26 protein-coding genes and 2 tRNA genes are annotated in these 26,241 nt (G+C 65.8%); 20 read left to right on the plus strand and 8 right to left on the minus strand.

The window, feature by feature from the left end; translation table 11 throughout:
• Positions 1–41: 41 nt before the first annotated feature.
• From ACVWW6_RS23055 to ACVWW6_RS23100, 10 genes are all read left to right on the plus strand, one after another.
• Positions 42–722, plus strand: coding sequence for a TetR/AcrR family transcriptional regulator (locus ACVWW6_RS23055; protein WP_028173417.1), 681 nt, complete (start codon positions 42–44; stop codon positions 720–722).
• Positions 719–1,507 carry an HlyD family secretion protein gene (locus tag ACVWW6_RS23060; RefSeq protein WP_456681425.1) on the plus strand — a complete coding sequence of 263 codons (789 nt, stop codon included), beginning with the start codon at positions 719–721 and terminating at the stop codon, positions 1,505–1,507. The genes ACVWW6_RS23055 and ACVWW6_RS23060 overlap by 4 nt, the downstream gene beginning before the upstream one ends.
• Positions 1,504–2,436, plus strand: coding sequence for an ABC transporter ATP-binding protein (locus ACVWW6_RS23065; protein ID WP_456681426.1), 933 nt, complete (start codon positions 1,504–1,506; stop codon positions 2,434–2,436). The genes ACVWW6_RS23060 and ACVWW6_RS23065 overlap by 4 nt, the downstream gene beginning before the upstream one ends.
• Positions 2,433–3,596, plus strand: coding sequence for an ABC transporter permease (locus ACVWW6_RS23070; protein ID WP_456681427.1), 1,164 nt, complete (start codon positions 2,433–2,435; stop codon positions 3,594–3,596). The genes ACVWW6_RS23065 and ACVWW6_RS23070 overlap by 4 nt, the downstream gene beginning before the upstream one ends.
• A gap of 106 nt (positions 3,597–3,702) precedes the next feature.
• A complete protein-coding gene (locus tag ACVWW6_RS23075; RefSeq protein WP_011088393.1) occupies positions 3,703–5,010 on the plus strand; it encodes an adenylate/guanylate cyclase domain-containing protein in 1,308 nt (435 codons plus the stop codon).
• A 109-nt stretch (positions 5,011–5,119) separates the two neighbouring features.
• Complete coding sequence (locus tag ACVWW6_RS23080; RefSeq protein ID WP_456681428.1) at positions 5,120–5,323, plus strand: hypothetical protein; 204 nt, start codon at positions 5,120–5,122, stop codon at positions 5,321–5,323.
• A gap of 130 nt (positions 5,324–5,453) precedes the next feature.
• Entirely contained in the window at positions 5,454–6,185 is a 732-nt protein-coding gene (locus tag ACVWW6_RS23085; protein ID WP_011088392.1) for a GntR family transcriptional regulator, read from the plus strand.
• A 50-nt stretch (positions 6,186–6,235) separates the two neighbouring features.
• Complete coding sequence (locus tag ACVWW6_RS23090; RefSeq protein WP_182872049.1) at positions 6,236–7,477, plus strand: MFS transporter; 1,242 nt, start codon at positions 6,236–6,238, stop codon at positions 7,475–7,477.
• 22 nt (positions 7,478–7,499) lie between these two features.
• A complete protein-coding gene (locus tag ACVWW6_RS23095) occupies positions 7,500–8,393 on the plus strand; it encodes an amidohydrolase family protein (protein ID WP_456681429.1) in 894 nt (297 codons plus the stop codon).
• A gap of 123 nt (positions 8,394–8,516) precedes the next feature.
• Positions 8,517–9,431: a PhzF family phenazine biosynthesis protein gene (locus tag ACVWW6_RS23100; protein WP_161534394.1), complete on the plus strand. Its 915-nt coding sequence runs from the start codon at positions 8,517–8,519 to the stop codon at positions 9,429–9,431.
• A 122-nt stretch (positions 9,432–9,553) separates the two neighbouring features.
• Here ACVWW6_RS23100 and ACVWW6_RS23105 read toward each other — a convergent pair whose 3' ends face one another.
• The gene (locus ACVWW6_RS23105; RefSeq protein ID WP_182872048.1) at positions 9,554–10,015 is read right to left on the minus strand and encodes a DUF488 domain-containing protein; all 462 of its coding nucleotides are present in this window, start codon (positions 10,013–10,015) and stop codon (positions 9,554–9,556) included.
• A gap of 9 nt (positions 10,016–10,024) precedes the next feature.
• Positions 10,025–10,861 (minus strand): DUF72 domain-containing protein, encoded by an 837-nt coding sequence (locus ACVWW6_RS23110; RefSeq protein WP_456681430.1) that lies wholly within the window; start codon positions 10,859–10,861, stop codon positions 10,025–10,027.
• A gap of 106 nt (positions 10,862–10,967) precedes the next feature.
• Between ACVWW6_RS23110 and ACVWW6_RS23115 the strand changes: the two genes are divergently transcribed.
• The 4 genes from ACVWW6_RS23115 to ACVWW6_RS23130 all read left to right on the plus strand — a co-directional run bounded on the left by ACVWW6_RS23115 (position 10,968) and on the right by ACVWW6_RS23130 (position 14,539).
• Complete coding sequence (locus ACVWW6_RS23115) at positions 10,968–11,348, plus strand: hypothetical protein (RefSeq protein WP_182872047.1); 381 nt, start codon at positions 10,968–10,970, stop codon at positions 11,346–11,348.
• A gap of 88 nt (positions 11,349–11,436) precedes the next feature.
• Positions 11,437–11,640 (plus strand): hypothetical protein, encoded by a 204-nt coding sequence (locus tag ACVWW6_RS23120; RefSeq protein ID WP_110116501.1) that lies wholly within the window; start codon positions 11,437–11,439, stop codon positions 11,638–11,640.
• Between the two features lie 244 nt (positions 11,641–11,884).
• Entirely contained in the window at positions 11,885–13,018 is a 1,134-nt protein-coding gene (locus ACVWW6_RS23125) for a glycosyltransferase (RefSeq protein ID WP_028175447.1), read from the plus strand.
• 18 nt (positions 13,019–13,036) lie between these two features.
• On the plus strand, positions 13,037–14,539 hold the full coding sequence (locus ACVWW6_RS23130) for a glycosyltransferase family 39 protein (protein ID WP_370204503.1): 1,503 nt from the start codon (positions 13,037–13,039) through the stop codon (positions 14,537–14,539).
• Positions 14,540–14,583: 44 nt separating this feature from the next.
• Here the strand turns inward: ACVWW6_RS23130 and ACVWW6_RS23135 are convergent, their stop codons facing one another.
• The gene (locus tag ACVWW6_RS23135; RefSeq protein ID WP_456681431.1) at positions 14,584–16,470 is read right to left on the minus strand and encodes a CHASE2 domain-containing protein; all 1,887 of its coding nucleotides are present in this window, start codon (positions 16,468–16,470) and stop codon (positions 14,584–14,586) included.
• A gap of 37 nt (positions 16,471–16,507) precedes the next feature.
• Positions 16,508–17,029: a FecR domain-containing protein gene (locus ACVWW6_RS23140; protein WP_028175444.1), complete on the minus strand. Its 522-nt coding sequence runs from the start codon at positions 17,027–17,029 to the stop codon at positions 16,508–16,510.
• 685 nt (positions 17,030–17,714) lie between these two features.
• Between ACVWW6_RS23140 and ACVWW6_RS23145 the strand changes: the two genes are divergently transcribed.
• Positions 17,715–18,815 (plus strand): DUF2778 domain-containing protein, encoded by a 1,101-nt coding sequence (locus ACVWW6_RS23145; protein WP_456681432.1) that lies wholly within the window; start codon positions 17,715–17,717, stop codon positions 18,813–18,815.
• Positions 18,816–18,888: 73 nt separating this feature from the next.
• Here ACVWW6_RS23145 and ACVWW6_RS23150 read toward each other — a convergent pair whose 3' ends face one another.
• The 4 genes from ACVWW6_RS23150 to ACVWW6_RS23165 all read right to left on the minus strand — a co-directional run bounded on the left by ACVWW6_RS23150 (position 18,889) and on the right by ACVWW6_RS23165 (position 22,500).
• Positions 18,889–19,713, minus strand: a complete 825-nt coding sequence (locus tag ACVWW6_RS23150; protein WP_028175442.1) for an SDR family NAD(P)-dependent oxidoreductase — start codon at positions 19,711–19,713, stop codon at positions 18,889–18,891.
• Positions 19,714–19,795: 82 nt separating this feature from the next.
• Positions 19,796–21,145 (minus strand): caspase family protein, encoded by a 1,350-nt coding sequence (locus tag ACVWW6_RS23155; protein ID WP_028175441.1) that lies wholly within the window; start codon positions 21,143–21,145, stop codon positions 19,796–19,798.
• Between the two features lie 110 nt (positions 21,146–21,255).
• Positions 21,256–21,894 (minus strand): glutathione binding-like protein, encoded by a 639-nt coding sequence (locus tag ACVWW6_RS23160; RefSeq protein WP_097532114.1) that lies wholly within the window; start codon positions 21,892–21,894, stop codon positions 21,256–21,258.
• Positions 21,895–21,906: 12 nt separating this feature from the next.
• The gene (locus ACVWW6_RS23165) at positions 21,907–22,500 is read right to left on the minus strand and encodes a cysteine hydrolase family protein (protein WP_028175439.1); all 594 of its coding nucleotides are present in this window, start codon (positions 22,498–22,500) and stop codon (positions 21,907–21,909) included.
• 128 nt (positions 22,501–22,628) lie between these two features.
• On the opposite strand from ACVWW6_RS23165, the gene ACVWW6_RS23170 reads away from it, so the two are divergent.
• From ACVWW6_RS23170 to lepB, 5 genes are all read left to right on the plus strand, one after another.
• Positions 22,629–23,462: a LysR family transcriptional regulator gene (locus ACVWW6_RS23170; RefSeq protein ID WP_456681433.1), complete on the plus strand. Its 834-nt coding sequence runs from the start codon at positions 22,629–22,631 to the stop codon at positions 23,460–23,462.
• Positions 23,463–23,655: 193 nt separating this feature from the next.
• Positions 23,656–23,725, plus strand: a tRNA-Phe gene (locus tag ACVWW6_RS23175).
• Between the two features lie 4 nt (positions 23,726–23,729).
• Positions 23,730–23,795 (plus strand) — tRNA-Asn (locus ACVWW6_RS23180).
• A gap of 339 nt (positions 23,796–24,134) precedes the next feature.
• Positions 24,135–25,286 carry a slipin family protein gene (locus tag ACVWW6_RS23185; RefSeq protein ID WP_161534400.1) on the plus strand — a complete coding sequence of 384 codons (1,152 nt, stop codon included), beginning with the start codon at positions 24,135–24,137 and terminating at the stop codon, positions 25,284–25,286.
• A gap of 163 nt (positions 25,287–25,449) precedes the next feature.
• Positions 25,450–26,196 (plus strand): signal peptidase I, encoded by a 747-nt coding sequence (gene lepB, locus ACVWW6_RS23190; protein ID WP_456681434.1) that lies wholly within the window; start codon positions 25,450–25,452, stop codon positions 26,194–26,196.
• Positions 26,197–26,241: the final 45 nt, after the last annotated feature.

Here is a 26,241-nt window from a genome sequence, read left to right on the forward strand (position 1 = left end):
CAACAATTGACTATGACTGACTAGTCAGTCATAAATTGACCATGACGAAGAAGCCCACCAAAGCCGCCGCGGCATCTGCAGCCCAGGCTGGGAGCCAAATGCTCGAAGCCGCGCCCGCCTCGAACCGTGCCACCCGCGCGGCGGAGCGGCGTGCGGCGATCGTGGAGGCGGCGATGGAGGAGTTCATTGCGCGCGGCTTTGCCGCGACGCGGCTCGACGACATCGCCAGACGTGCCGGCGTCGCCAAGGGCACGATCTACCTGCACTTCAAGGACAAGGAATCGATGTTCGAGGAGCTGGTGCGCGTCGTGATCGTGCCTGTGGTGGCGCGGCTGACGACGTTGCCGCCGCCGGTGGGCTCGGTGCGCGACCTCATCGAAGCCTTCGCCGGCAACTTCCTCAAGGAGGTGATCGGCACCAGGCGCGGCGATCTCGTGCGCCTGATCGTGGCGGAGGGGCCGCGCTTTCCCTCCGTCGCCGATTTCTACTACCGCGAGGTGGTCTCGCGCGGCGTTGCCGCCATGCGCGCGCTGATCGAGCTCGGCATCGCCCGCGGCGAGATCCGCGAGAAGGAGCTTGCGCGCTATCCGCAGATCCTGATCGCGCCTGCGATGATCGCGGTGATCTGGCAAAGCCTGTTTGAGCGCCACGCGCCGCTCGATGCGCGGGACATGCTGCGCGTCCATCTCGATTTGATTTTTGGCGAACGGAGGACGACATGAGGTCGTCGCAAGTAATTTTCAGATTTGCATTGGCCGTCCTTTTCGCAACCGCGCTGGCGGCTTGCAAGGAGAAGCGCGATCCCGGCTTCCAGGGCTGGGTCGAGGCCGACATGATCTTCGTCAGCCCGGACGAAGCCGGCCGCGTGACGAAGCTGAACATCCGCGAGGGTGACGAGGTCAAGGTCGGCGACGCCCTCTATTCCGTCGACGACGATCTCCAGCTTGCCGATCTCAACCAGAACAAGGCGACGCTGGCCAACGCGCAGCAGACCTATGACCGTGCGGCCTCGCTGAACAAGACCGGTTCGGGCACGCAGGCCAATCTCGATTCCGCCGTCTCCGCCCTCCGCGTGGCGGAAGCGCGGGTGGCGACGTCGGAGACGCGGATGGCGCGGCGCAGGGGCTTTGCGCCGGTCGCCGGCACCATCCAGCAGATCTATTTCCGCGAGGGCGAGATGGTGGCGGCGCAGCGGCCGGTGCTCTCGATCATGCCGCCCGGCAACATGAAGCTGCGCTTCTTCGTGCCGGAGACCGAGCTGCCCAAGCTTGCGATCGGCGACACGGTCCGGATCGGCTGCGACAATTGCGCGGCCGACCTGACCGCAAAGATCTATTTCATCGCGACCTCGGCCGAATACACCCCGCCGGTGATCTACAGCCTCGATGAGCGCAACAAGCTCGTCTACCTGATCCAGGCGCGGCCCTCGCGCCCCGATGCCTTGCGGGTCGGGCAGCCGATCGACGTCTATCTCAATCCAAAAACTCCGGTGGCGGACAAGCGATGAACGGCGGCAACGGCATCGCAATCGACGTCAAGGGCCTGACGAAGTCGTTCGGCGGCCGCGAGGTCGTGCACGATCTGTCGATGCAGGTGAAGCGCGGCTCGATCTACGGCTTCCTCGGTCCCAACGGCTCGGGCAAGACCACCACCATCCGCATCCTCTGCGGCCTGCTCACGCCCGACAGCGGCGAGGGGACGTGCCTCGGCTACGACATCCGGCGCGATGCCGAAAAGATCAAGCGCCAGGTCGGCTACATGACCCAGCGCTTCAGCCTGTACCAGGACCTCTCGGTGCGCGAGAACCTCGAATTCGTGGCACGGCTCTATGGCCTTGCCGATCCACGCGACGCGGCGCGCGACATGATCAAGCGGATCGGGCTTTCGGGGCGCGAGGAGCAGCTCGCTGGCGAGCTCTCCGGCGGCTGGAAGCAGCGGCTGGCGTTAGGTGCCTGCACGCTGCCCAATCCGCAATTGCTGCTGCTGGACGAGCCGACCGCCGGCGTCGACCCCAAGGCGCGGCGCGATTTCTGGAACGAGATCCACGCGCTCGCCGCCGACGGCCTCACCGTGCTGGTCTCGACCCACTACATGGACGAAGCCGAGCGCTGCCACGAGATCGCCTATATCGCCTACGGCCATCTGCTCGCGCACGGCACGGTGGAGGAGGTGATCGCGAAATCCGCGCTGACGACCTACACCGTGACGGGTGAGGATTTGAACGGGCTCGCCGCCGAGCTTACCGGCAAGCCTGGAATCGACATGGTGGCACCGTTCGGCACCTCGCTGCACGTCTCGGGGCGCGACGTCGCCGCGCTCGAAGCCAGCATCGCGCCGTGGCGCGAGAAGAGCGGCCTGCACTGGCAGAGCTCGCATCCTTCGCTCGAAGACGTGTTCATCGAACTGATGAGCCGCTCCAAGGACAATTTCCAATGAGCACCGTCGAACATCCGGCTCCCGCGCGCGAAATCCGCGAGCGCTTCGGCTTCCTGCGACGCTCCTATGCGATGCTGATCAAGGAGTTCATCCAGCTGAGGCGCGATCGCGTCTCGTTCGCGATGATCGTGATGCTGCCGGTGATGCAGCTCATGCTGTTCGGCTATGCCATCAACACCACGCCGCACCATCTGCCGAGCGCCGTGCTGCTCCAGGAGGACTCCGATCTCACCCGCTCGATCCTGAAGGCGCTGGAGAACACCGCCTATTTCCGTTTCATCTACGAGGTGCACGACGTCGACGATTTCGACAATCTGCTGAAATCGGGCAAGGTCCTGTTCGGCGTCGAGATCCCGCGCGGATTCGAACGGGCGGTGCGGCGCGGCGACAAGCCGGCGCTGCTGGTCGCGGCCGACGCCACCGATCCGGTCGCGGCGAGCTCGGCGATCGGCTCGCTCGGCATGGTCGTGCAGACCGCGCTCAAGCACGATCTCTATATCGGCAATCCCCCGGAGATGCCGTTCGAGATCCGGGCGCATGCGCGCTACAATCCGGCCGCAGTGTCGAGCCTCAACATCGTGCCGGGTCTCGTCGGCACCATCCTCACCATGACCATGCTGATCTTCACCGCGCTCTCGGTCACGCGCGAGGTCGAGCGCGGCACCATGGAGAGTCTGCTGTCGATGCCGATCAAGCCGGTCGAGGTGATGTTCGGCAAGATCATCCCTTACGTACTGGTCGGCTTCGTCCAGGCCTTCCTGATCATCAGCATCGGCGTCGGCCTGTTCGGCGTGCCCGTGCTTGGCAATCTGTTCCTGCTCGCGCTGCTCTCGACGCTGTTCATCACCACCAACCTGTCGATCGGCTACACGATCTCGACCGTCGTGCAGAACCAGCTCCAGGCCATGCAGATGTCGATGATGTTCTTCCTGCCGAGCATTCTGCTGTCCGGCTTCATGTTCCCGTTCGCCGGCATGCCGGCCTGGGCGCAATATGTCGGCGAGGCCTTGCCGCTGACCCATTATTTGCGCATCGTCCGCGCCATTATGCTGAAGGGGGCGAGCATGCAGAATCTGCGGTTCGACGCGCTGGCGCTGGCGGCCCTGATGCTGATCGCCATGACCATCGCCGTGACGCGCTTCCGCCGTACGCTAGATTGAGGCAAACTAGTCCTTGAGAGTCATTCCGGGGCGTACGACGTGCGAACCCGGAATCTCGAGATTCCGGGTTCACGCTGCGCGTGCCCCGGAATGACTGGGGGATGGAATGGTCAAGTTTGCGAGCAGGAAAGCGCGGCAACACGCCGCCTTGTCGGAGGACTTCGAGCGCGAGCTGACGCGGGAAGTGCTGCGCACCGAGCTGTTGCGGGTGCGGACACTGATCATCACCGGCTGCGTCATGATCTTGTTCCTCACCTCAACCTTCCTGATCGACCCCGCTCTGGTGAACCGGGTCTGGCGCGGGACGGAGGGCCTCGTCCGCGAATACATCCTCTTGGGAGGTTTCATCCTCTTCGAAGTCTGGATCCACAGCCAGATCAGGCGAAACCTCAAGCTCGATCGCGACCTGCCGGTGATCAGGCGCTACGTCGGCGCCTTTATCGAAACGTCGCTGCCGACGATCATCCTGATCCTGCAGATCCGCAGCATGGGTGCGAGCCAGGCGCTCGGTTTCGTGCTGCCACTTGTCTATTTCATCTTCATCATTCTTTCGACGTTGCGGCTCGATTTCTGGCTGTCGACCTTCACGGGATTTGTGGCCGCAGCCGAACTCCTGGCCGTCGCGCTATATTACAACTCGGCGAGCGAGGCCGGTGAACCCCTGATCTACTTCCACGCGGTGCGCAGTACGGTCATTCTTGTCTGCGGCGTGCTCGCCGGCTCCGTCGGTGCGCAGCTGCGGCGGCAATTTGCCGCGAGCATCGCGGCTGCCACCGCGCGCGACCGGGTCACCAATCTGTTCGGCCAGCACGTCTCGCCGCAGGTGGTGGAGCGGCTGATGGCGGAGGGGACGAGCGCGGCCGGCGACCTCCGCCGCGTCGCGGTGATGTTCGTCGATTTCCGCGGCTTCACCGCCGGGGCGCAGTCGCGCACCCCGCAGGAGGTGGTCGACCGGCTCGATGGCGCCTTCGCGGTGCTGGTCGACATCCTCGACCGCCAGGGCGGCATCGTGAACAAGTTTCTCGGCGACGGCTTCCTCGCGCTGTTCGGCGCGCCGCTGGAGGCCTCCGACGCCGCGCACCGCGCGGTCGCCGCGGGCCGCGAGATGCTGGCCGCGATGGACCGCATCAATGCGGAGACGAGCTGGCCGCTGCGGATCGGCATCGGCATCCATTTCGGCGAGGTCGTCGCCGGCAATATCGGTTCGCCCCGGCGCAAGGAGTACACGGTGATCGGCGACACCGTGAACTTTGCCTCGCGGCTGGAGGCGCTGAACAAGGAGTTCGGCTCGCAGCTGCTGATCTCGGCGTCCGTGCGCGAGGCGCTCGGCGATGACGGCGAGGATGCTGTCGCGCTCGGCGAAGTCGAGGTGCGCGGCTACGAGCAGAAGGTGGCGGTGTTTCAGCTCGGGTAGACCGCTCGCGTTTCGTTGAACGCGCGTGATGAAATATCGCGCCGCGTTCTCCGTTCCTGCACTCTGGAAGCCGAAACATCGGTTTCCGTTTGTCATGCGGAGAAAACCAATGACCAGATTGCCCGTTGTTGCGGCCGTCCTGATCGCCGCCGCCGTCTACCAAACCCAGGCCGCTGCCGCCCGCGACGCCGCTCCTCGGCGCGCTGCGACCCACGTGACGACGGACTGCGTCAGGGCTCCGGCGGTGGGCGCCTATGCCTCTGCGCCCTACAAGCAACCGCCTTGCCTGCCCAGTACGACGACGATGAACTGACGATCACGACAGACGAAGCCGGGCTGGTGAAGTCCGCCAGCCTGGCTTCGCGTCATCCATGGCGGCCCTCCCGCCGGCGGTATTTTCGTAGCGCTTGACTCTCGCATCATCTAGTCATCTATATGACTATATGAATTCAGCGCCGCTCGACGACCGCCTGCCACGCTACCAGCGCCTGCGCGACGACCTCGCGGCGCGGATCAACCGCAATGAGTGGCGGCCGGGCGAGCCGATTCCGTCGGAAGCCGAGTTGGCTGCGCATTACGGCGTTGCCATCGGCACCGTGCGCAAGGCGATCGACCAGCTCGTCGCGGATGCCGTGCTGGAGCGCCAGCAGGGCCGCGGCACCTTCGTGCGCCGCGCGCGCTTCAACTCCTCGCTGTTCCGCTTCTTTCGCTTCCAGTCGGAGAGCGGCGAGCGGCGCGTGCCGAAGAGCCGCATCATCAGGCGCAAGAGCGTGCCGGCGACATCGGCGGTCGCATCCGCACTCCGCATCCCGGTCGGCGAGCCCGTGATCAGCCTGTCGCGCCTGCGCCTGATCGACGACGTCCCGCTGCTCGCCGAAGAGATCTGGCTGCAGCAATCGCGCTTCGCGCCGATCCTCGACATCGACACAGCCGAGTTCGGCGACCTCCTGTATCCGCTCTACGAGGAGCGCTGCGGCGAGGTCGTGGTCTCCGCCGAGGAAATCCTGACGGTCGAGACCGCCAACGAGATGCAGGCACGCCTGCTGCGGCTCGAGGCGCATGCGCCTCTGATTGTCATCGAGCGCCTCGCGCTCGACCTCGAACGGCGGCCGATCGAATGGCGCCGTTCGCGCGGGCCGGCCAACCGCTTCCGCTACCACGCCGAGATCAGGTGAAGCGGCTCTTCAACGACACCAAGCAATAAACGAGTACAGGGGTAGGAAAAATGTCGAACTGGTACAGCGAAAGCTCGCCGCTGGAGCGGCGCACGTTCTGGGCAAGCTTTGGCGGCTGGGCGCTGGATGCGCTCGACGTCCAGATGTTCGGCCTTGCCATCCCCGCGCTGATCGCGGCGTTCGGCATCAGCAAGGCCGATGCCGGCCTGCTCGGCTCGGTCACGCTGTTCTTCGGCGCGTTCGGCGGCTGGCTCGGCGGTGCGCTCGGCGACCGCTTCGGCCGCGTCAAGGCGCTTCAGATCACGGTTGCGACCTTCGCACTCGCGACCTTCGCCTGCGCATTCGCGATGACCTACACCCAGCTCCTGATCCTGAAAGCGGTCCAGGGCCTCGGCTTCGGCGCCGAATGGGCCTGCGGCGCGGTGCTGATGGCCGAGATCATCCGCCCCGAACATCGCGGCAAGGCGCTCGGCTCGGTGCAGAGCGCCTGGGCCGTGGGCTGGGGCGCAGCCGTGCTGCTGTCGGCGCTGGTCTTCACCTATGCGCCCACTGAGATCGCCTGGCGGCTGCTGTTCGCGCTCGGGCTGTTGCCCGCGCTCCTCATCATCTTCATCCGCCGCGGATTGAAGGAGCCGCCGCGCGCCATCGCCAGCGAAAAGACGCCGTTCCTCGCGACGCTCTCGGGCATCTTCCATCGCGAGGTGCTGCGCGCGACGCTGATCGGCGGACTGTTCGGCATCGGCGCCCATGGCGGCTACGCGGCGCTCACCACCTTCCTGCCGACTTACCTGCGCGAAGTGCGGCATCTGTCGGTGCTGGGCTCCAGCGGCTATCTCGCCGTCATCATCGTCGCCTTCTTCTGCGGCTGCGTGGCGAGCGGCATCATCAGCGACCGCATCGGTCGCCGGGTCAATGTCGCGTTCTTCGCCAGCGCCTGCATCATCACCGTGCTGATCTACATCTTCGCGCCGCTGACCGATGGGCAGATGCTGGTGCTCGGCTTCCCGCTCGGCTTCTTCTCCGCCGGCATCCCCGCCAGCATGGCGGCGCTGTTCAGCGAGCTCTATCCGGCCGGCGTGCGCGGTACCGGCGTCGGCTTCTGCTACAATTTCGGCCGGATCGTCTCCGCCGCGTTCCCGTTCCTGGTCGGCTTCCTCAGCGATCATATCGGGCTTGGACCTGCGATCGGCATCGATGCGGCCTTTGCCTATTCGCTGGTGCTGATCGCGGTGCTGCTGCTGCCCGAAACCCGCGGCAAGGTCTTTGAACAGACCGCCGCGACGCGCGCCTGACGCGGGATGGGGAGGAGCCACCATGACATTGTCCCAGCGCGGCCTGACGCGCCGCCAGTTTGGCGCGGGCCTCGGCTCGCTCGTGACGCTGGCCGCGACCACAGCCAGCAGTGAGGCGGCCTTGCCGACGATCGATACCCACGCCCATGTCTTCCACCGCGCCCTCAAGCTCGCACCGGGCCGGCGCTATGCGCCGGACTACGACGCGCCGCTGTCGCTCTATCTGGAGCAGCTCGACCGCAACGGCATGTCCAATGGCGTGCTGGTGCAGCCGAGCTTTCTCGGCACCGACAATTCCTATCTGGTTGCATGTCTGAAAGAGGCGGGCGGCCGCCTGCGCGGCATCGCCGTCGTCGATCCCGCTGTTAGCGCGGACGAGCTGCGCATGCTCGATCGCGCTGGAATCGTCGGCATTCGCCTCAATCTCGTCGGCCAGCCTTTGCCCGATCTCGCTGCCGGCGAATGGAAGGCGTTGCTCGCGAGCGTGAAAGTGATGGGCTGGCAGGTCGAAATCCAGCGCAACGCGGCCGATCTCGCCGCACTTGCGCCGCAGCTTCTGGATCTCGGCGTTGCAGTCGTGCTCGATCACTACGCGCTGCCCGATCCAAAGCTCGGTGTCGCCGATCCCGGCTTTCAGTCGGTGCTGAAGCTCGGCGCGACGCGGAACGTCTGGGTCAAGATCTCGGCGCCGTATCGCAATGGCGCGGCCGGCGAGAGCTTTGCGAAGCAAGCCTATCCGCTGCTGCGCAACGCTTACGGCCTCGACCGCCTGTTGTGGGGCAGCGACTGGCCGCACACGCAGTACGAGGCGTCGCAGGGTTACGAAAAGAACCGGCAGTTTCTCGATGCGCTGATCACTGATCAGAGCGAGCGCGCGCAAGTGCTGGTGTCGCCGCGACCACTCTTCCGCTTCTGAAGCGTCCTGTCGCGATTGCTCCGATTGCTCCGAATTTTGGGGCATGACGGACGATGTCGCCGGCTTGTAGACTGCCGGCGATGCAGCCGACCCGCGGCTGCGATTTGCATGAGGAAAGCAAAGATGCAGCGCCGCTACATCACCGTCGACGTGTTCACCGACCGCGCCTTCGGCGGCAACCAGCTCGCCGTGGTGCTCGATGCCGGCGGCTTGTCGACGACGCAGATGCAGGCGATCGCGACCGAGTTCAACTATTCCGAGACGACCTTCGTGCTGCCGCCGCGCGACAAGGCGAACGATGCGGAGGTGCGCATCTTCACGCCGGTGCGGGAGCTGCCCTTTGCCGGTCACCCCAATGTCGGCACCGCCTTCGTGCTGGCGACGATCGCAAGGGAGCCCAAGCCGCGCCTGCTGTTCGAGGAGAAGGCGGGGCTCGTGCCGGTCGAGATCGTACGGGAGCAGGGCAGGGTGGTCAGCACCGAGCTGACCGCGCCGCAGCCGCTGGCCCGCCTCGCGACATGTTCCGCCGAAGAGGTCGCGGCCTGCATCTCCCTGACCGCGGAGGATATCAAGATCGATCGCCATGCCCCGCAGGTCGTCGGCGTTGGAACGCCCTTCGTGGTGGCGGAAGTGGGGTCGCGTGAGGCTGTGCGGCGGGCCAAGCCTGATGCTGCGGCGTTCAGCCGGATGTTGCCGCGCGATGGCGCCTTCTCGGTCTATTTCTACACGCGCGACGTGCCGGCGGCGGAAGCGCCATGCGAGCGGCAGGCGCGGATGTTCTTCCCCGGCGCCAGCGGCCTGATCGAGGACCCCGCCACCGGCAGCGCCACGGTCGCCGCCGCCGCGCTGTTCGCCGATCTCGATCCCGCGCGCGATGGCGAGTTGAAGCTCACCATCGGCCAGGGTTTCGACATGGGCCGTCCGAGCCTGCTCCTGACGCGCGTGCGCAAGCAGGACGGCAAGATTGTCTCCGCCCATGTCGGCGGCAGCTGCGTGCAGATGATGGAGGGGACGTTTAGGCTGGTGGGGGAGGGGTAGGTCCATCAACCCGTCATTCCGGGGCGCGCGCAGCGCGAACCCGGAATCCATTCCTCCACTAGCTCTGCGGCCCGATGGATTCCGGGCTCGCGACTTTTTCGCGCCCCGGAATGATAGCGCAGCTAAACCTGCCGCCCCGCCAAATTCCTCACCGTCACACCATCCCGCTCCTCGATCACCTCCGCGATCATCTGGCGGTGGCAGTGGGTGTGGTCGCGCTCGTAGCAGAGCAGGCAGACGGGGCCGGCCTTCTTCACCAGGGCCGAGAGCTCGTCCATCTCTTCCTTCGCCTGCGGCGTCTTCAGGTGCCTTGAATAAATCCTCTCCAGCGCGTCGTACTGGCCGCTGCGAGCGGCAAGGCGTCCCTCCTTGGGCGTGCCGAGCGCGGCGAGATGGACATAGGCGATGCCGCGCTCGTCGAGCCCGGCGGACAACTGCTTCTTGGAAAAACCCGGCCGGCGCGACGACGTCACCGCGCGCACGTCGACCACGAGCTTGACGCCGGCGTGCTCAAGCTCGTCGAGCACGGCCTTGGGCGGCGTCTGCTCATAGCCGATGGTGAAGAGCTTCTTCGCCTTTGCCATGAACAATCCTCAACTCACCCGCGCGATCAGTTCCATGGCGCCGTGCGGTGCGCGCACCTTGCCTTCGTGGATGACGTAGACGAACACGTCGCGCGGCTCCTTCTTCGGCTTTGCCTTGTCGACCTTCGGCAGATCGTCCGGTTCGCTTCCTTCGGCCCAGTCCTTGAAGCGCTGGGCCCAGGCATCGAGCTGCTTCGGCGGATAGCAGGTCTTGATCTCGTCATTGCCCTTCTGCAGCCGCGCGTAGACGAAATCGCCGGCGACGTCGGCGATGGCGGGATATTTGCCGTGCTCGGCGAACACCACCGGCGTCTCGAATTCGCGGATCAGCGCGACGAAGTCGGGCGTGCAGAAACTGTCGTGGCGGACCTCGACCACGTGGCGCAGCGCGCGCCCGTCGAGCTTGCGCGGCAGCAGCTCCAGGAACTTGCCGAAATCGGCGCCGTCGAACTTCTTGGTCGGCGCGAACTGCCACAGCACCGGCCCGAGATGGTCGCCGAGTTCCAGCACGCCGGAATCATAGAAGCGCTTGATGGAATCGCCGGCTTCGGCCAGCACGCGGCGATTGGTGGCGAAGCGCGGCCCCTTCACCGAGAACACGAAACCTTCAGGCACCTCGCTCGCCCATTTGCGAAAGCTCTCCGGCTTCTGCGAGCCGTAATAGGTGCCGTTGATCTCGATCGAGGTCAGCTTCGAGGCCGCGTAGGACAGCTCCTTCGCCTGCGTCAGCTTCTCCGGATAGAACACGCCGCGCCATGGCTCGAATGTCCAGCCGCCGACGCCGATGAAGATATTGCCGGATTTTTTGGACACGGTTTTTGTTTTGGCCACGGAAGGATCTCGCATCGACGTGGAGGGGAGGCCGGCATCCTAGTCAAACGAGTTGTGATTGGCCAGTTGCCGCGGCCCGTCTAAGCTTCCGACAAGATCATCTGCGAAGAAGGAGAACAAGATGCGGATGCTGATGCTGGGGGCGGCGCTCTTGATGATGACATCTGCTGCCATCACATATTCTGCCATGGCGGATGACGACGACGCCAAGGGCGCGCAGAAGCTCGCCATGCAGGGCCGCGACGATTACTGGCATTGCCTGGCGCGGGAATATTCGCGCGACAGCAATCAGGGCCTGTCGGAACAGGATTTTGGCCGCTCGGTTGCGGGCGCCTGTCCGTCGGAGCGGCAATATTACCGGGTGGCATTGCTCGACTATCTCACCACGCAATATCCGAACATCGATTCCGGCGCCCATCTCGCGACCGCGAACAGGGCGGTGGAGTCGGCGCAGAAGGACATCGTGACGGCTTTCATCAAGCATAGGCCGCCGCAGAAATAGGTCGACAGCGGTCGCGGTCCCGTGGCCCTTCCGGCTCCGCGTTCATCCGTGGTATCAATGATCGCATCTGGAACAGGGATGGGCTTCCATGTCGTCTGAGTCGGTGGGTGGCATTTTGGGCGCGATCGTCGCGGCGGTCGTGCTTGCGGTCGCCGTCGTCCTCGGGCCGATCGGCCAGTACGGCAAGCCGCCCAAGCCGGCAAAGGTCGATCCGGGCCCGGCGGCCATGGCGCCGGCAGCCCCCGCCGCGCCCGCGCCGCGCGGCCCGGTGATCAAGGAAGTCCCGAACTAGTCGTCGGCCTGAAAAAGGGTGCTTTTGCCCCTTGAAAAGCGGCTTTGCCGTCCCCACTTAGTTGTCAACGGCAACGTTGAGTCACGATCTCCGTTGCTGGGACGACCTTGGAATAGCTCAGGCTGCGCCGGATGTACGCGCGCCCGCCGTTCCGGGGTCGTTGGCATTTTAGGGCCCATTTGGGCCCTTCCCCTTGGAAACCCCGGCTTGGCAGCGCAGGACGCGGCGGATATACGCTGCCGTCATGAATGAAGCGATCAGACCGGGCCCCGACAATCCGCCCCAGGCTCAAGAGGGGCCGGAACTGTCGGTCATCGTCCCGACCTTCAACGAGCGCGACAACGTCACGGTGCTCTACCGGCGCCTGGAGGCGACGCTCGCCAGCGTCGCCTGGGAGGTCGTGTTCGTCGACGACAATTCACCCGACGGCACCTGGGACGTCGTGCGCGCGCTGGCCCAGCGCGACAGCCGCGTGCGCTGTGTCCGCCGCATCGGCCGCCGCGGCCTGTCCGGCGCCTGCATCGAAGGCATCCTGGCCTCCAGCGCACCCTTTGTCGCCGTGATCGACGCCGACCTTCAGCACGACGAGACGCAGCTGCCGAAGATGCTGCTGCTGCTCGCCAGCGACGAGGCCGATCTGGTGGTCGGCAGCCGCTATATCGAAGGCTACAAGAGCGAAGGTTTCAACAAGCAGCGCGCCGGCGCCAGCGCTCTGGCGACCGAGGTCGCCAGGAAGATGCTGCGGGTCGAGATCGCCGATCCCATGAGCGGATTCTTCATGGTCCGCCGCGATCGTTTCGAGGAATTGGCGCCGAAACTTTCGGTGCATGGCTTCAAGATCCTGCTCGACCTGGTCGCGACCGCGCATGGCAGCTTGCGGGCCGTCGAGATTCCCTACACCTTCGGCGCCCGCCAGCACGGTGAGAGCAAGCTGGATTCCATGGTCGCGCTCGACTTCCTGGGCCTCGTGCTGGCCAAGCTGAGCAACGACATCCTCTCGCTGCGCTTCATCCTGTTCGCGATGGTCGGCGGCATAGGTCTCGTGGTGCACCTGGCCACGCTGTTCATCGGGCTTCACGTGTTCAAGGCGCCGTTCGCGGAAGCGCAGGCGGCAGGCGCCGTCGTCGCCATGACCAGCAACTTCGTCCTCAACAACTTCCTCACCTATCGCGATCAGCGGCTGAAGGGCTTTGCGCTGCTGCGCGGCCTGATCGCCTTCTACATCGTGTGCAGCGTCGGCCTGCTCGCCAATGTCGGCGTCGCCTTCTCGGTCTACGACCAGGAGCCGATCTGGTGGCTGGCCGGCCTGGCCGGCGCCCTGATGGGCGTGGTGTGGAACTACGCGATGTCCGGACTGTTCGTCTGGCGCAAGAAATAGCGCGCCAAGGAAACCGGTATGGGCGGGGCTGACGCGCGGATTGTCCGCAACACGGCGCTGGTGATTCTCGCGCTGGTGGCCCTGCGGCTCGTCGCTGCCGCCTTCACGCCGATCACCTTCGACGAAGCCTACTACTGGATGTGGTCGAAGAACCTCGCCGGAGGCTATTACGACCACCCGCCGATGGTCGCCTATGTCATCCGCGCCGGCACCATGATCGCCGGCGACACCGAGCTCGGCGTCCGCCTCGTCTCGATCCTGCTCGCGCTGCCGATGAGCTATGCGATCTATCGCTCGGCCGCGATCCTGTTCGGGGGTGGCCGCGTCGCGGCCACCAGTGCCATCCTGCTCAACGTGACGCTGCTGGCCGCGGTCGGCACGCTGATCGTCACGCCCGATGCGCCGCTGCTGGTCGCCTCCAGCTTCGTGCTGTTCTTCCTCGCCAAGGTGCTGGAGACCGGCCGCGGCGTCTGGTGGCTCGCGGTCGGTGCCGCCGTCGGTGCGGCGCTGCTGTCGAAATACACCGCGATGTTCTTCGGGCCGGCGATCCTGATCTGGCTCGCGGCCGTGCCGAAGCTCAGGCGCTGGTTCCTCTCGCCCTGGCCCTATCTCGGCGGCCTCGTTGCCCTTGCGCTGTTCTCGCCGGTGATCCTCTGGAACGCGGATCATCAATGGGTCTCGTTCGCAAAGCAGCTCGGGCGCGCCAGGATCGAGGATTTCCGCCCCGTCTTCATCGCCGAGCTGATCCCGACCCAGATCGCGTTCGCGACCCCGCTGGTCTTCATTCTTGGTGCGATGGGGCTGCACGCGCTGACCTGGCGCCGCGCCGGCGCGCTGGCCTCGCGGGTGCTCATCGAGACGATGTTCTGGACCATTGTCGCCTATTTCGTCTGGCATTCGCTGCATGCGCGCGTCGAGGCCAACTGGTTCGCGCCGGTCTATCCGCCCTTCGTGATTGCGGCTGCGGCCGCCGCCAACCTCGTGCAGTGGAAGCCGCGTGCGCGGCGCCTTGTCGATTTTTGCCTGCGCTGGGCTGCACCCGCCGGCATCGTGATGTTTGCGGCCCTGATCGTGCAAGCCAACACGGGCATCTTGTCCGGCTATCGCCGTGACGCGACCGTGCGCAGCGTCGGCGTCGGCTGGCGCCAGCTCGCCGCGGAGATCGAAGCCGTGCGCGCCCGCACCGGTGCGACATGCGTGCTCGCGCCGGATTACGGCACCACCGGCTGGCTCGCCTTCTATCTGCCGCGCGGCACTTGCGTGGTGCAGCAGAACCAGCGCATCCGCTGGGTCAACATGCCCGAGCCCGATCCAAAGCAGCTTGCCGGCAAGCTGCTCTATGTCGATGAGCTGCGTGAGGGCGGCCATCCCGCCGTCAACGATCTCTTTGCGCAGGTGACGCAGGTTGCGCAATTGCAGCGCAAGCGCGGGCCGCTCGTGATCGAGACCTACGGCATCGATCTGCTCGAAGGCGCCAAGGGCGACGTGCTGGACCGTTCGCCGCCACCGGAAGCGCGGTAATCACCGTCGTCCCGGCGGAGTGTTGGGCGGGTAGCGGTGGCTATTCAGTCGATCATCTCGGCCTTGGCGGTGGCCTGGCTCGGCCTGTGCCGGTCGCGCCAGAACCAGACGGTCACGACGCCGGAGCGGCCGCGGACCTGCGTGAGCAGGGGGCCTGTCAGGACGCCGTTGGGAGTGCCGTGGAAGTCGGCGGCATCCAGCAGCGTGTCGGTCAGCGCGAGCCGCGCATCGTTCTGGGCGGCGACCTCCATCAACCGGCTTGCGACGTTGACGGTGTCGCCGGTCGCCGTGATGTGCTGGTGGCTTTCGCCGAGACGGGAGGCGACGATCGGGCCGAAATGCGCGCCGATCTTGAAACCGAGCTGACCCCCGATCGCAGGGGGCAGCGAGGCGATCCAGCGTTCGACGCCGCGATGCAGGTCGATCGAACATTTCAGCGCACGCGCCGCGTCATCCGGCATGGCGTGCGGCAGTCCGAACAGGAGCATGGCGCCGTCGCCGAGAAAGCCGGTGACCATGCCGCCGCAATCGACTGCCGCCTTGTCGATCAACGCGTGAAACGCCTTCAGGAGATCCCTGAGCGCGTCCGGATCGGTCCGTTCGCTCAGCGCCGTAAAGCCGGAGAGATCGATGAAGACCACGGCGGCGTCCTGCCGGACAGGCTTCGACAGGAAGTTCGGATCGCGCGCCAGCCACTCCTGCACGGCGGGTGCCTGGAAGAGCGCAAGCGACCTGCTCTTGGCGGCGAAATACTGCGTGCGGCGGCCTCCCGCCCATAGCTGCACGCCGGCAAAGATCGCAACGGGCGGAACCGCGGCCGCAAGCGTGGTCGCGGCGTTCAGCCAGACCCCGTGCGTGAACGCGAACAGATTGAGCCCGGCCCAGGCGATCATCACCGCCGCCGCCGCCATGATGCCGAGCGCGCTGCGCCGCCAGGCGAGCAAGCCCACCAGCAGCACCGGCAGCAGGATGGCGGCAAGCGCGTCGGCGATATGCACCTTGCGGTCGCGCACGATGCCGTCGCCGGCGATGAGATGGGTGATTGCGGTCGAGATCACCTCGACGCCGGGCATGAGGGAATCGAACGGCGTCGGATAGAAATCACCGCCGCCGGCGACCGAGGCGCCGATCACGACGATGCGGTTCTCGATGGCGGCGCGACTGAGCGTGCCGTCGAAGATGCTCTGCGCGCTGACGGTGCGGATGGTGCGGCGCGGGCCGTAATAGGTGATCGGCAGCGCGAAGTCGGTGTCGGTCGGCACCGCGCGATCGCCGAGCATGAGATGATCCGGCGCGATCGTCAGCGGCTTGTCGAGCGCGCGGGTCGCGACCCGCAAGGGGAACGACAGCTCGACCTTGTCGTGCGTCCGGAACAGCATCGGTATCGAGAGCGGCGAGCCGGACTGTCCCGTCGCGACGTTGACGACGCCAACCTCGGCGTGGTCGGCAAATGCGGGCAAGGGCAGCAGGAAGCGCTCGGCTTGCGGCAGGACGGCGAGGGGGCCCCGGCTACTGGGCTCCACGGTCTCGCTGGCGGACGGGAAGATCGCCGCGGCGGCGAGGACCATGGGACCGGTGGCGAGCGTGTTGGCCAGAGTGGCATCGCCGATCGCGGCGCTGCGGTCGACCAGCAAGAGGTCGATCGCGACGACCTTCGGCTTGAACTGCACGATGGTGTCGACGATCCGGGCGAGATCGGCGCGCGGCAGGGGATAGCTGCCGCCGCGTTTGACGACGGTGTCGTCGATCGCGACGATGGTGACGAGATCGGGCGGAGCCTGCACGCCGCGGATTTGCGTCCGCAGGTCGGTCAGCGTCGCTTCGAGGTGGTCGAGAAAGCGCAGATGGCCGTTGGCGTGAGCGGCATAGATGCCTGCACCCCACAGCGCGGTGAGGACGAGTGCCACCAGGATCTGAACGCGTCTAGTCATTACGTACTGCAATCTTCTTCGCTTTGTCGTCCGGGCCTTATTGACCCAGTCTTGCCATCAGCGCGTCGACGCGCGGCTGGCCCCATGTCTTGACGGTCAATGGACCGGTTGCCTCGACATCGACGCCTTCGCCAGGGCCCAGAACGACGCCGCGTCCGCGGCTCCTGCGGCTGACGCCGACACGGCCGTCGGCCACGAAGACCGAGGTTTTTGCATCGGCGACGTCCACGGCCCATTTGGTGCCCCGCACCGCGGCGATCGCTTGCGGTGTCAGCACCTTGAAGGGATTGCCGCCGGGCTTTTTGGGAACCTCGACCAGCAGCGCTTTGCTGCTCAACTCCACGGAGTCTATATGTCCGTCGCGGTTGGCGTCCTTAAGTTCAAATCTGGCGCCGTTTTCCGCAACGATGGTGATGCCGTTGTTGCAGCGCCAGGTCTGCGTGCCGGCGGCGGATGGCGACGGCGTGCAGCCCGCATTGGCGGGCTGCGCGGCCACGTATCCCGTCAACAACGACGACCACGCCAGGGCGAAAAACCCGGCACGTGCGATCCCTCTCATGCCAGCCTCCGTTTGCGTGCGTGGCACAGTTCAAGGCGATGTTGATACGGTACCGTATCACGCGCAGAGGCTGCTGAAAAGTGCCGGGTCTGGCAGCTATTTCGTTGCTGCGGCCTTTTCCAGACCGGCGCGATCAACTTTCGGTCACGGCGCCGTGCCGCGTGAGCGCTCAGTGCGATGTGTGATGTGTGTGTGCGTTGCCGCCATTCCGCTGACATCGGTGCGCCGAAAGACGGAGGGATGGCCAGCGCGACCAGCCTCGCGCAACGCTTCACCGCTATGGTCAGGCCGCATTGAAGACCACGAAAATGACTTGGTTGGATGCGCCTAGAGAGGCCGTCAAAGACGTCCGCTGACCACACCGATCCGGCCGAGAATTATAGTTAACAGACGCGTCTAAGTCCGTAGTTCTGCGGGCTTTTTTCTCGAAATGGGACGGCACTGACGAGTTGCCCCATATCTGCCCGAACTTAATCCGCATTTAACTAAAAGTCGCCTTAATGACGCTCCGACCCTCTGCGAGATGCTGTTCCCGGAACCTGACCAGCAGCGGCACTTCGAAGGGGGACTGAGTGACACCGTCCTGGACGCAAGGCGAATGAGTACGAGTATCGCTGCGCAGAGTAACGCGGCACGGAAGTCCAAAAATCCTGGCAAGAATCCACATCGGAAGCCTTCCCGGAAAATGACCACCAAAAACGTGCTTGGCGCCGCTTTGATCGGCTGCGTCGTGCTTGGCGCCGGCTGGACCGTCTACAGCAACATCTTCGCCGCCAGCGTCTACCCGTCCGTCGGCAGCGCCGGTTACGACGAGCCCGTGATCAAGCGCGCGCCGAAGGTCGCGCTGCGCGAGGCGGGCGATGCCATCAAGGAAGCCTTCGCTCTCCTGCCGGACCGCTTGCAGGTCGCCGCGCCGATCTCGCGCGAGATGTTCAACGAGCGCTTTGCCGCGGCCGCGACGCAAGGGGTGGAATCCAATGCGGCGAGTGCCGTAGCTCAGGCTCCCGCGACGAAGGTCGCCGACACCGCGAAGCCGGGCGTGATCGCGAAGGTCGCCGAAGCGCTGAAGCCGTCCGCCCCGGCCAAGGCCACTGACAAGGCCACTGAAAAGATCGCCGATGCCGCCAGGGCCAAGCGCGCTCCGGATGCTCAGTTGCAACTGGCTTCGGCCGATCCGGCCGAGATCGTGCCGGTGCCAGAGGCGAAGCCAAAATCCTTTGCCGATCGCGCCAAGGCCGCGGTGATGTCGATCACCGGGCCGCGCCAGTCGATGGTCGAGAAGCTCTGGGGCAAGCGCGAGTCCTCCGGCGGACTGCTCGCCTATGCCTCGGCCGATGCCAGCGTGACCGCGTCCATCGCGCCGAGGGAGCAGAACCCCATGCTCGGCGGTTCGGCGCCCTATGAGCGCGACACCGCGGTCTACGACATCACCGCCAAGACGGTTTATCTGCCCGACGGCACCAAGCTCGAGGCGCATTCCGGCCTCGGCTCCAATCTCGATGATCCCCGTTCCTCGCGCGTCCGCATGCGCGGCGTGACCCCGCCGCACATCTACACGCTGAAGCCGCGCGAGGCGCTGTTCCACGGCGTGCCGGCGCTGCGCCTGACCCCGATCGGCGGCGAGAGCGCGATCTACGGCCGCGACGGCCTGCTCGCGCACACCTTCATGCTCGGGCCGAACGGCGACTCCAACGGCTGCGTGTCGTTCAAGGACTACTACGCGTTCCTCGACGCCTACCGCAACAAGGGCATCCGCAAGCTCGCGGTGCTGGCGCGGGTCGATTGATCCCGGTTCATTCCCGATGAGAAAAGGGCCGCTTGCAGCGGCCCTTTTCTTTGTCCTGCGTTGTGGACGCGCTTCAGCCCGGCCAGCACTGTCCGCCGCCGTCGATCCTGAGGACCTGGCCGGAGACGAACGCGCCCATGGGACCGGCGAAGAATTCGACGACGCGCGCGACCTCGTCGACGGTCGCGATGCGGTCGAGCGTGCCGGTCTCGACCATCCGGTCAGGGTCCACCGCGCGCGTGCCGAGGAAGCGGCCGGTGCGGGTATCGCCCGGTGCGATGCAGTTGACGGCGATGTCGTAGGGGCGGAGCTGGTCGGCCAGGCATCGCGTGTAGTGGGTCACGCCGGCCTTCGACACCGCATAGATCGCACCGTTGGTGCGCCCCTTGAAGGCGGCGACCGAGCCAAGCGTGACGATGCGGCCGCGGCGCCGCTCCATCATGCCGCGCGCGACCGCCTGGCAGGTCAGGATGGTCGAGAGCAGATTGCGCTCCAGCACCGCGCGCACATCGGCCTCCTTGATATTCACCGCGTCGTTCGGATCCGGCTTGCCGCCGGCGGCTGCGATGTCGCCGCCGGCGTTGTGCACCAGAATGTCGATCGGTCTGAGCGTGTCTTCTGTCTCGGCTATCACACGCGCGATGTCCTCACCCTTGGTGAGATCGCCGAGCACGCGCTGGGTGCGGACACCGAATTGCCGGCCGATCTCCGCGGCGACCGCGGTGAGGGTGGTACCCTCGCCATATTCCGCCGGCCCGTTCTCGCGCATGCCGTGGATGGCGACGTCGGCGCCGAGCGCGGCAAGCTTCTCCGCAAAGGCGCGACCGAGCCCGCGCCCCGCGCCGGTCACCAGCGCAGTCTTTCCTGCCAAAACCTTCGCCCTGTCATGCGACGTCATGATCTTCTTCCTGTCGTGAGGTGTCAGTCCGCTGCGGGATCGAGGCCGATCGCCTTCGCCTGCACTGCGCGATATCGCACGATCAGCGTTTGACGAAAACCAGGTTGCAGGCACGCGCCTCGTTGCGCTTGCCGCTGCCGCGGGTGCGTTCGAACTGCGCATCGACCGTAAAGGCGTAGGGCGAGCCGGGCGGCAGGTTATTGAGGGTGTAAGTGCTTGCCCCTGTCGTGCCGCGCGCGCTCAAGGTCGTCTTGCCGTCCGGCGGGATCTGGCCATCGATCTCCAGCCGGTTGACGCCGTTCAGGCTCTGCGCCTCGGCGTGGAATACGCCGTTCGCAACGGTGGCGGACAGAGGCCTGGTGAAGCCCTGCGCCTTGCCGGTCGCCTGGCAGTTCAACGTCACGTCCCAGTTGCCGTCGAAGTCCTTGCTGCCGCCGGTTCGGGCGTTGCCGGCCGCCGGCGCAAGCGCCGTCTTCTGTTTCAGGCCTTCAATTCGCGCCTTGGCGAGGGTTGCGAAGATGCAATTCGGGAATCGGGCGAGATGGTCTTCGTAGGCACCCAGCGTACCGATGCCATCCGCAGCCTTCCAATGGGCCTCCGCGGCTGCGCAGGGATCAGGCCGCGGCGCGGCTTGCGGGGCCGCTGGCGCGACCGTGACCGCCACCGGCCCGTTCAGGTAGAACTTGCCGATGATCGAGAGCGACAGCTCCGGCAGCTGGGTCTTGCCGCTGGCGTCATAGACGTCGCTGCTGATGTCGCGAAAGACGTCGCCGATCTCCTGCGGCTCCTCGATGTGCTTCAGGAACGCCGTCGTGTAGGGGCTGTTGCGACCGGTGCCATCGGCGGCGACCTGCCCCGATTGCGTCGAGAACGACACGATCGTCCCGCGCGGCGCTTCGACCTTCGACAATCCGCGTCCGAGCGAGGCGGCGCGAGTCGCGGAGCGCTTGAGGTTTTCCGCCAGCGGATTGTCGCGGCAGGAATCGAGCACCAGGATGCGCAGGTTCTTGGCCTGTTGCAGGTCGTTCACGATGTCGTCGACCCGCACGAAGCGCTTCAGGTCGGCTTCGTCGGTCAGCACGGCATCGACCGGCATCAGATAGTTCACGCCGTTGTACTGCATCGCATGGCCGCTGTAGTAGAACATGGCGACGTCGGCCCGGCTCGCCGCGCGCGCGAAGCGGATGGTCAGGTCCTGCATGTCGGCCTGGCGCAGGTCGATACCCTCCAGCACCTCGAAACCGCTGCGCCTGAGCGAGCTTGCTACGTCTTCGGCATCGTGCGGCGGGTTGGGAAGCTGCGCCGTCGAGGCATAGGCGCCGTTGCCGATCACCAGCGCCACCCTAGTCTCCGCCGATGCAGGACCCAGGCACAGCCAGCAGGCGAGGAGGGCCAGGAAAAATCGAGGCAAAATTCCAGAAGGAGCACGCATGAATGCCTTCCAGGGAAATATTGAAAAATATTCCTCCAGATTAGCGCATGCCGCGCCGGCATCAATGGCCTCGCTGTGGAACCGTCAATTTTGCCGGCCGTGACATCCTGTCACGCCGGGTTCGCCGCCACGGTCTTGCGCAGCGCCATCTCGGTTGCGATCGCCTCCCTCACGGCGGGCCGCGCCTGCATGCGTTCGAGATAGGCCGCCAGGGATGGCCATTGCGCGACGTCGACCCCTGCGGGACGCAGCAGCAGCAAGGCCCAGGTGAGGTGGGCATCCGCGACGGTGAAGCTGTGGCCGACGAGGAATTCGCGGCCCGCAAGGTGCGCGGCAGGTACCGACAATGTCTGCGCGATGCGTGCACGCGGCTTGGCGAGCGAGCCGTCGTCCTTGTACCAGAAGGTCGGAAACAGGAACGCCTTGTGGATCTCGGCGCCGATGAAGCTCAGCCATTCCTGGAGGCGATAGCGATCGGGATCGGCGAACCGCGGCGCGAGCCCCGTCTCCGGCTTCAGATCGGCGATGTATTGCAGCACCGCCGCGCTCTCGGTCAGCCGTTCGCCGTTCTCCAGAACCAGGACCGGCACCGCGCCCTTCGGCGAGGCGCCGTGGAAGTCGCTGTCGTCGTGCACGACCTTCTTCGTCAAGAGATGCACCTGATGATAGTGCGCATCGAGGCCGGCTTCCATCAGCGCGATGCGGCTCGCGAGCGAGCAGGCCATCGGCGAGAAATAGAGTTGCAGCATCGCGTTGCTCCGTTATTTCAGCGCATCGCCGCGCGCGATGATCGCGAAACGGTCGGATAGCTCGGCGAGTGCAACCTCGTGGATGGTCCGGGCGTCCAGCGTGCCGCCGCGGCCGTCGGGCAGGTCGCGCGTGGCGCAGGCGTCGGCGTCGATGGTCGTACGAAAGCCGAGGTCGAGCGCGGCGCGCGCCGTGGAGCTGACGCACATATGCGTCATGAAGCCGGCCAGTACGATGTTCTTCCTGTCGGTTGCGGCAAGGCGCGCCTGCAAATCCGTGCCGGCAAACGCATTCGGCAACTCCTTCTCGATCACCAGTTCGCCGGCACGGGGGCTCAGCTCGGCGACGATGGCGCCGCGCTCGGTGCCGCGATCGAACAGGCTGCCGGCCTTGCCGCGATGGGCAATATGGATGATCGCGGCTCCGCTCTCGCGTGCCCGCGCCAGGAGCGCAGCCGCCCGCGCGATCGCAGCGCGGGCGTCGGGCAACGCGAGAGGGCCTGCGAGATATTCGTTCTGGATATCGATCAGCACCAGCGCGGCGTCGCCAAGGCGCGGCGGGTTGAGATCGGCACCGGCGAGCTGCAGCAGGGTCTTTGCGGTCGTCATGGTCTTGGAAATCTCCGGGGCAAAAGGCTCTGCGAACATAGCCCCGGGAGTGCCTGCCGATATGCAGGGATATTGCAGCGGGTGGCTGCAATATTGCAGGCTGCGCCCGGCCGGTATAACCTCAAACAATGAACTGGGACGATCTGCGCATCATCGCTGCCGTCAGGGACGAAGGCACCTACGCGGGCGCCAGCGCGCGGCTGCGCATTGACGAGACGACGGTCGGGCGCAGGCTGTCGCGCATCGAGCGTGCGCTCGGTTTGCGTCTGTTCGAGGCCGCCGACGGCGTCCGCAGGCCGACGCGGAGTTGCGAGGCGGTGCTGGCGCATGTCGAGGCGATGGCCGCACATGCCGCCGAGATCGGCCGCGTCGGCGAGAGCCTGGCAGGTCCGGTGGGACGTCTGCGCATCGCCTCCACCAACACGGTCGCCGAGGAGGTGCTGTCGCCGCGCGCGAGCGACTTCCTGCGCGCCAATCCCGGCCTGACGCTGCAATTCCTTACCTCGAGCGAGAACGTCAAGTTCTCGCGCTGGGAGGCCGATCTCGCCATCCGGCTGCGTAAACCCGACAAGGGTGACTTCGCGATCTCCAGGCTTGGCGACGTCAAGCTCTATTATTTCGAGCCTGTTACGGCCGAGGGCGAGCCGATGCTGTGCGCCTATCCGGACGAGCTCGGTGCCATTCCCGAGATGCAATTCCTGCGAATGAAGCAAGCCCGCGCGCGCTGCGTCACCGACAACGTTCGCGTCATCCGTAACCTGATCCGCGCGCATCAGGCCGCCGGCGTGTTGCCGGAGCATGTTTGCACGGACCTGCTCGGCGATCGCCGCCTGCGCGCCACGCTGCTGCCGAAGCGGCGCGACGTCTGGCTGCTCGTGCAAAACCACCTCAAGCGCGACGCCGCAACGCGCGTGACGATCGACTGGGTGAGGGCGTGTTTCCAGGAGATGTCGCGCAGTTGACGTCACGTCGCGGTGTGACGATCGCGTCACAACGCAAGACGCGCGACGAAAAATCTCAGCTTTCCCCCTTGCAACCCGAACCTGCCTCGTCTATTAGCCCGCTCCTTCGCTAGGCCATGGGTTCGGGCTCTCTGAGATCCCGACTGGCGCGGGCCGGTTTCCGGTTTCGTGTTCCGCCGAATGAAGGAGAAACGCAGGACGTAGCTCATGGAGAGCGTCGGGCTGAACGCCCGAAGGCATCGGTTCGATTCCGGTCTCTTGCACAAGGGATAGCTCAGTTGGTTAGAGCAGATGACTGTTAATCATCTTGTCGCGGGTTCGATTCCCGCTCCATCGCTCCGGGTCAGCCTGAAAAACTGACACCTCTGACGAGGACCGGACGCGCGCTTCAGTCGCAGTCCGGCCGTTTTGCCGAAAGGCTTTCCGTCCGAACCTAGACACTGTGAGACCGGCTTTGCGCCGCGGGTCGATACCGCTTGCGCCGATGCCGGGTGGCTCCGCATGACCGCTCGACACGCGTCGAGCGATCGCGCGCGTGCGCCCGTCGTCACGCAAGCTCAAGCCCAGGCCCGCCGATTTCCCGGGAAGCGTCGTCCGCGTCCTCACGTCCTTTGCAGACGAAGCCCGCTGTCCGGCCGCCTTCGGCCGGAGGCAACATGAAGGAGGCGTGCCATGACTTGGCACTTGCTGATGCTGAACGTGACGGTGAAGGATGGCGAGCGTGCGTTGCTGACGCGCAACGGGCAGCTCGTGCGCGTGCTCGCGCCCGGCAAGCACCGGCTGTTCGATCCCCTGCACGAGCTGAAGGCCGAGGTGCTCGACGTGGTTCGCAGCGAATTCTCTGCGGATCGCTACGCGGTGCTGAAGGCCGCGCGGCCTGATCTCGCCGCCGAGCTGTTCGAGGCGGTCGAGACCAAGGCGGACGAGATCGCCATCGTCAGCCTCGACGGCCGGCCCGTGCATCTGATGACGCCCTGGCAGGTGCGCGTCTACTGGAAGGTCGCGACCCGCATCGATGTCGAGCGCATCGATGTGTCCGCCGATCCCAAGGTCGGCGCGCGGCACCTGACCATGATCGAGCGCAACCGCTCGACCGTCGTGATGGAAGCGGTGGTCGAGAACCACGAGGCTGGCCTGCTCTACGTCGAGGGCCGGCTCGTGGAGCGGCTTGCGCCCGGCCGGCACGCCTTCTGGACCGTCGGCCGCAAGATCGAGGTGAAGCGCCTCGACCTGCGGCCCCAGGCGGTCGAGATCACCGCGCAGGAGATGCTGACCAAGGATCGCATCGCGCTGCGGGTGACGCTGACGGCGTTCCGCCGGATCGTCGATCCCGAGCGCACGGTTGCGACCGTGCCCGACGTGGATGCGTGGCTGTACCGCCTGGTGCAGTTCGCGATCCGCGAGGCGGTCGCGGGCCGGACGCTGGACGAGGTGCTGTCTGCGAAGGCGGCGCTGGATGCGGAGCTGCGCGACTATGTGCGTGCACGCATCGCGGAGTCCGGCGTGGAGGTGACCGAGCTCGGCGTCAAGGACGTGATCCTGCCCGGCGAGATCCGGGAGCTGGTGAACAAGGTGGTGGAGGCGGAGCGGGTCGCGAAGGCGAACCTGATCCGCCGGCAGGAGGAGACCGCGGCAACGCGTTCGCTCCTGAACACCGCCCGCCTGATGGAGGAGAACCCCCTGCTGCTGCGGCTCAAGGAGCTGGAGTCGCTGGAGCGGCTGGTCGAGAAGGTCGGCCGCATCGACCTCCATGCCGGCAACGGCGAGGGCCTCGATGCCCTCCTGACCCGGCTCGTGCGTCTGAAGGCGCCCGAGAGCGCGTGAAGCAGAGGGGCCGCCCACGGGCGGCCCCTCACATCTGCGTTGTCCTCTGTCGCGGTGAACGCGCAAGCGGGCCCGTGCGACCAAAATCCTGCGAGGGGATTGCGCGCCCGCAAGGGTTGCGTAATCTCGCGATGACGATCACGGTCTTGATCAGGGCAGGCCCATGACCACTCTTGAGCAAACGATCCGCCCCTCGGCGCAATCGCGGGAATGGAAGGCGATCGTCATCCTGGTCCTGCTGATTCCGGTGCTGTGGTCGCCGCCGTTCCTGTTTCGCTTCTTCCTGTACCAGCCGTTCAACATCCCCTCGAATTCGATGGCGCCGACGTTGATGGTCGGCGACTACGTCTTCGCCGCAAAATCGGCCTACGGCTACGACCGCTATTCGTTTCCCTATGCGCCATCCTGGATCTCGGGCCGTTTCTTTGCCGCCGATCCCGGCTACGGCGACGTCGTCGTGTTTCGCACGGCGAAGGACGCCTCGGTGGACTACGTCAAGCGTGTGGTGGCGCTGCCGGGCGACCGGGTCCAGATGCGCGGAGGGCAACTCGTCCTCAACGACAGGCCGGTGACCCGCGTCGCGCTGGCGAGCGTGGCGGGCGGGGCCGTCTGCGGGACCGACGACGGCACGAAGATCAAGCGCTGGCGCGAGACGCTGCCGAACGGCGCGAGCTATCTGACCTACGATTGCGTCGACAATGGCTACCTCGACAACACCAGCGTCTACACGGTGCCGCCAGGCCATTTCTTCGCGCTCGGCGATAACAGAGACAACTCCACCGACAGCCGCATGATGTCGGCGATGGGCTTCGTCCCGATGGACCATCTCGTCGGCAAGGTGACGCGGATCTTCTGGTCCCTCGACGCCGACGGCCGCTTGCGAGGCGAGCGGATGGGGAAGGTGTGGTGAGGTGCTGTCATTCCGGGGCGTCGCGAAGCGACGATCCCGGAATCC

It is taken from the genome of Bradyrhizobium sp. USDA 3311 (assembly GCF_054062495.1).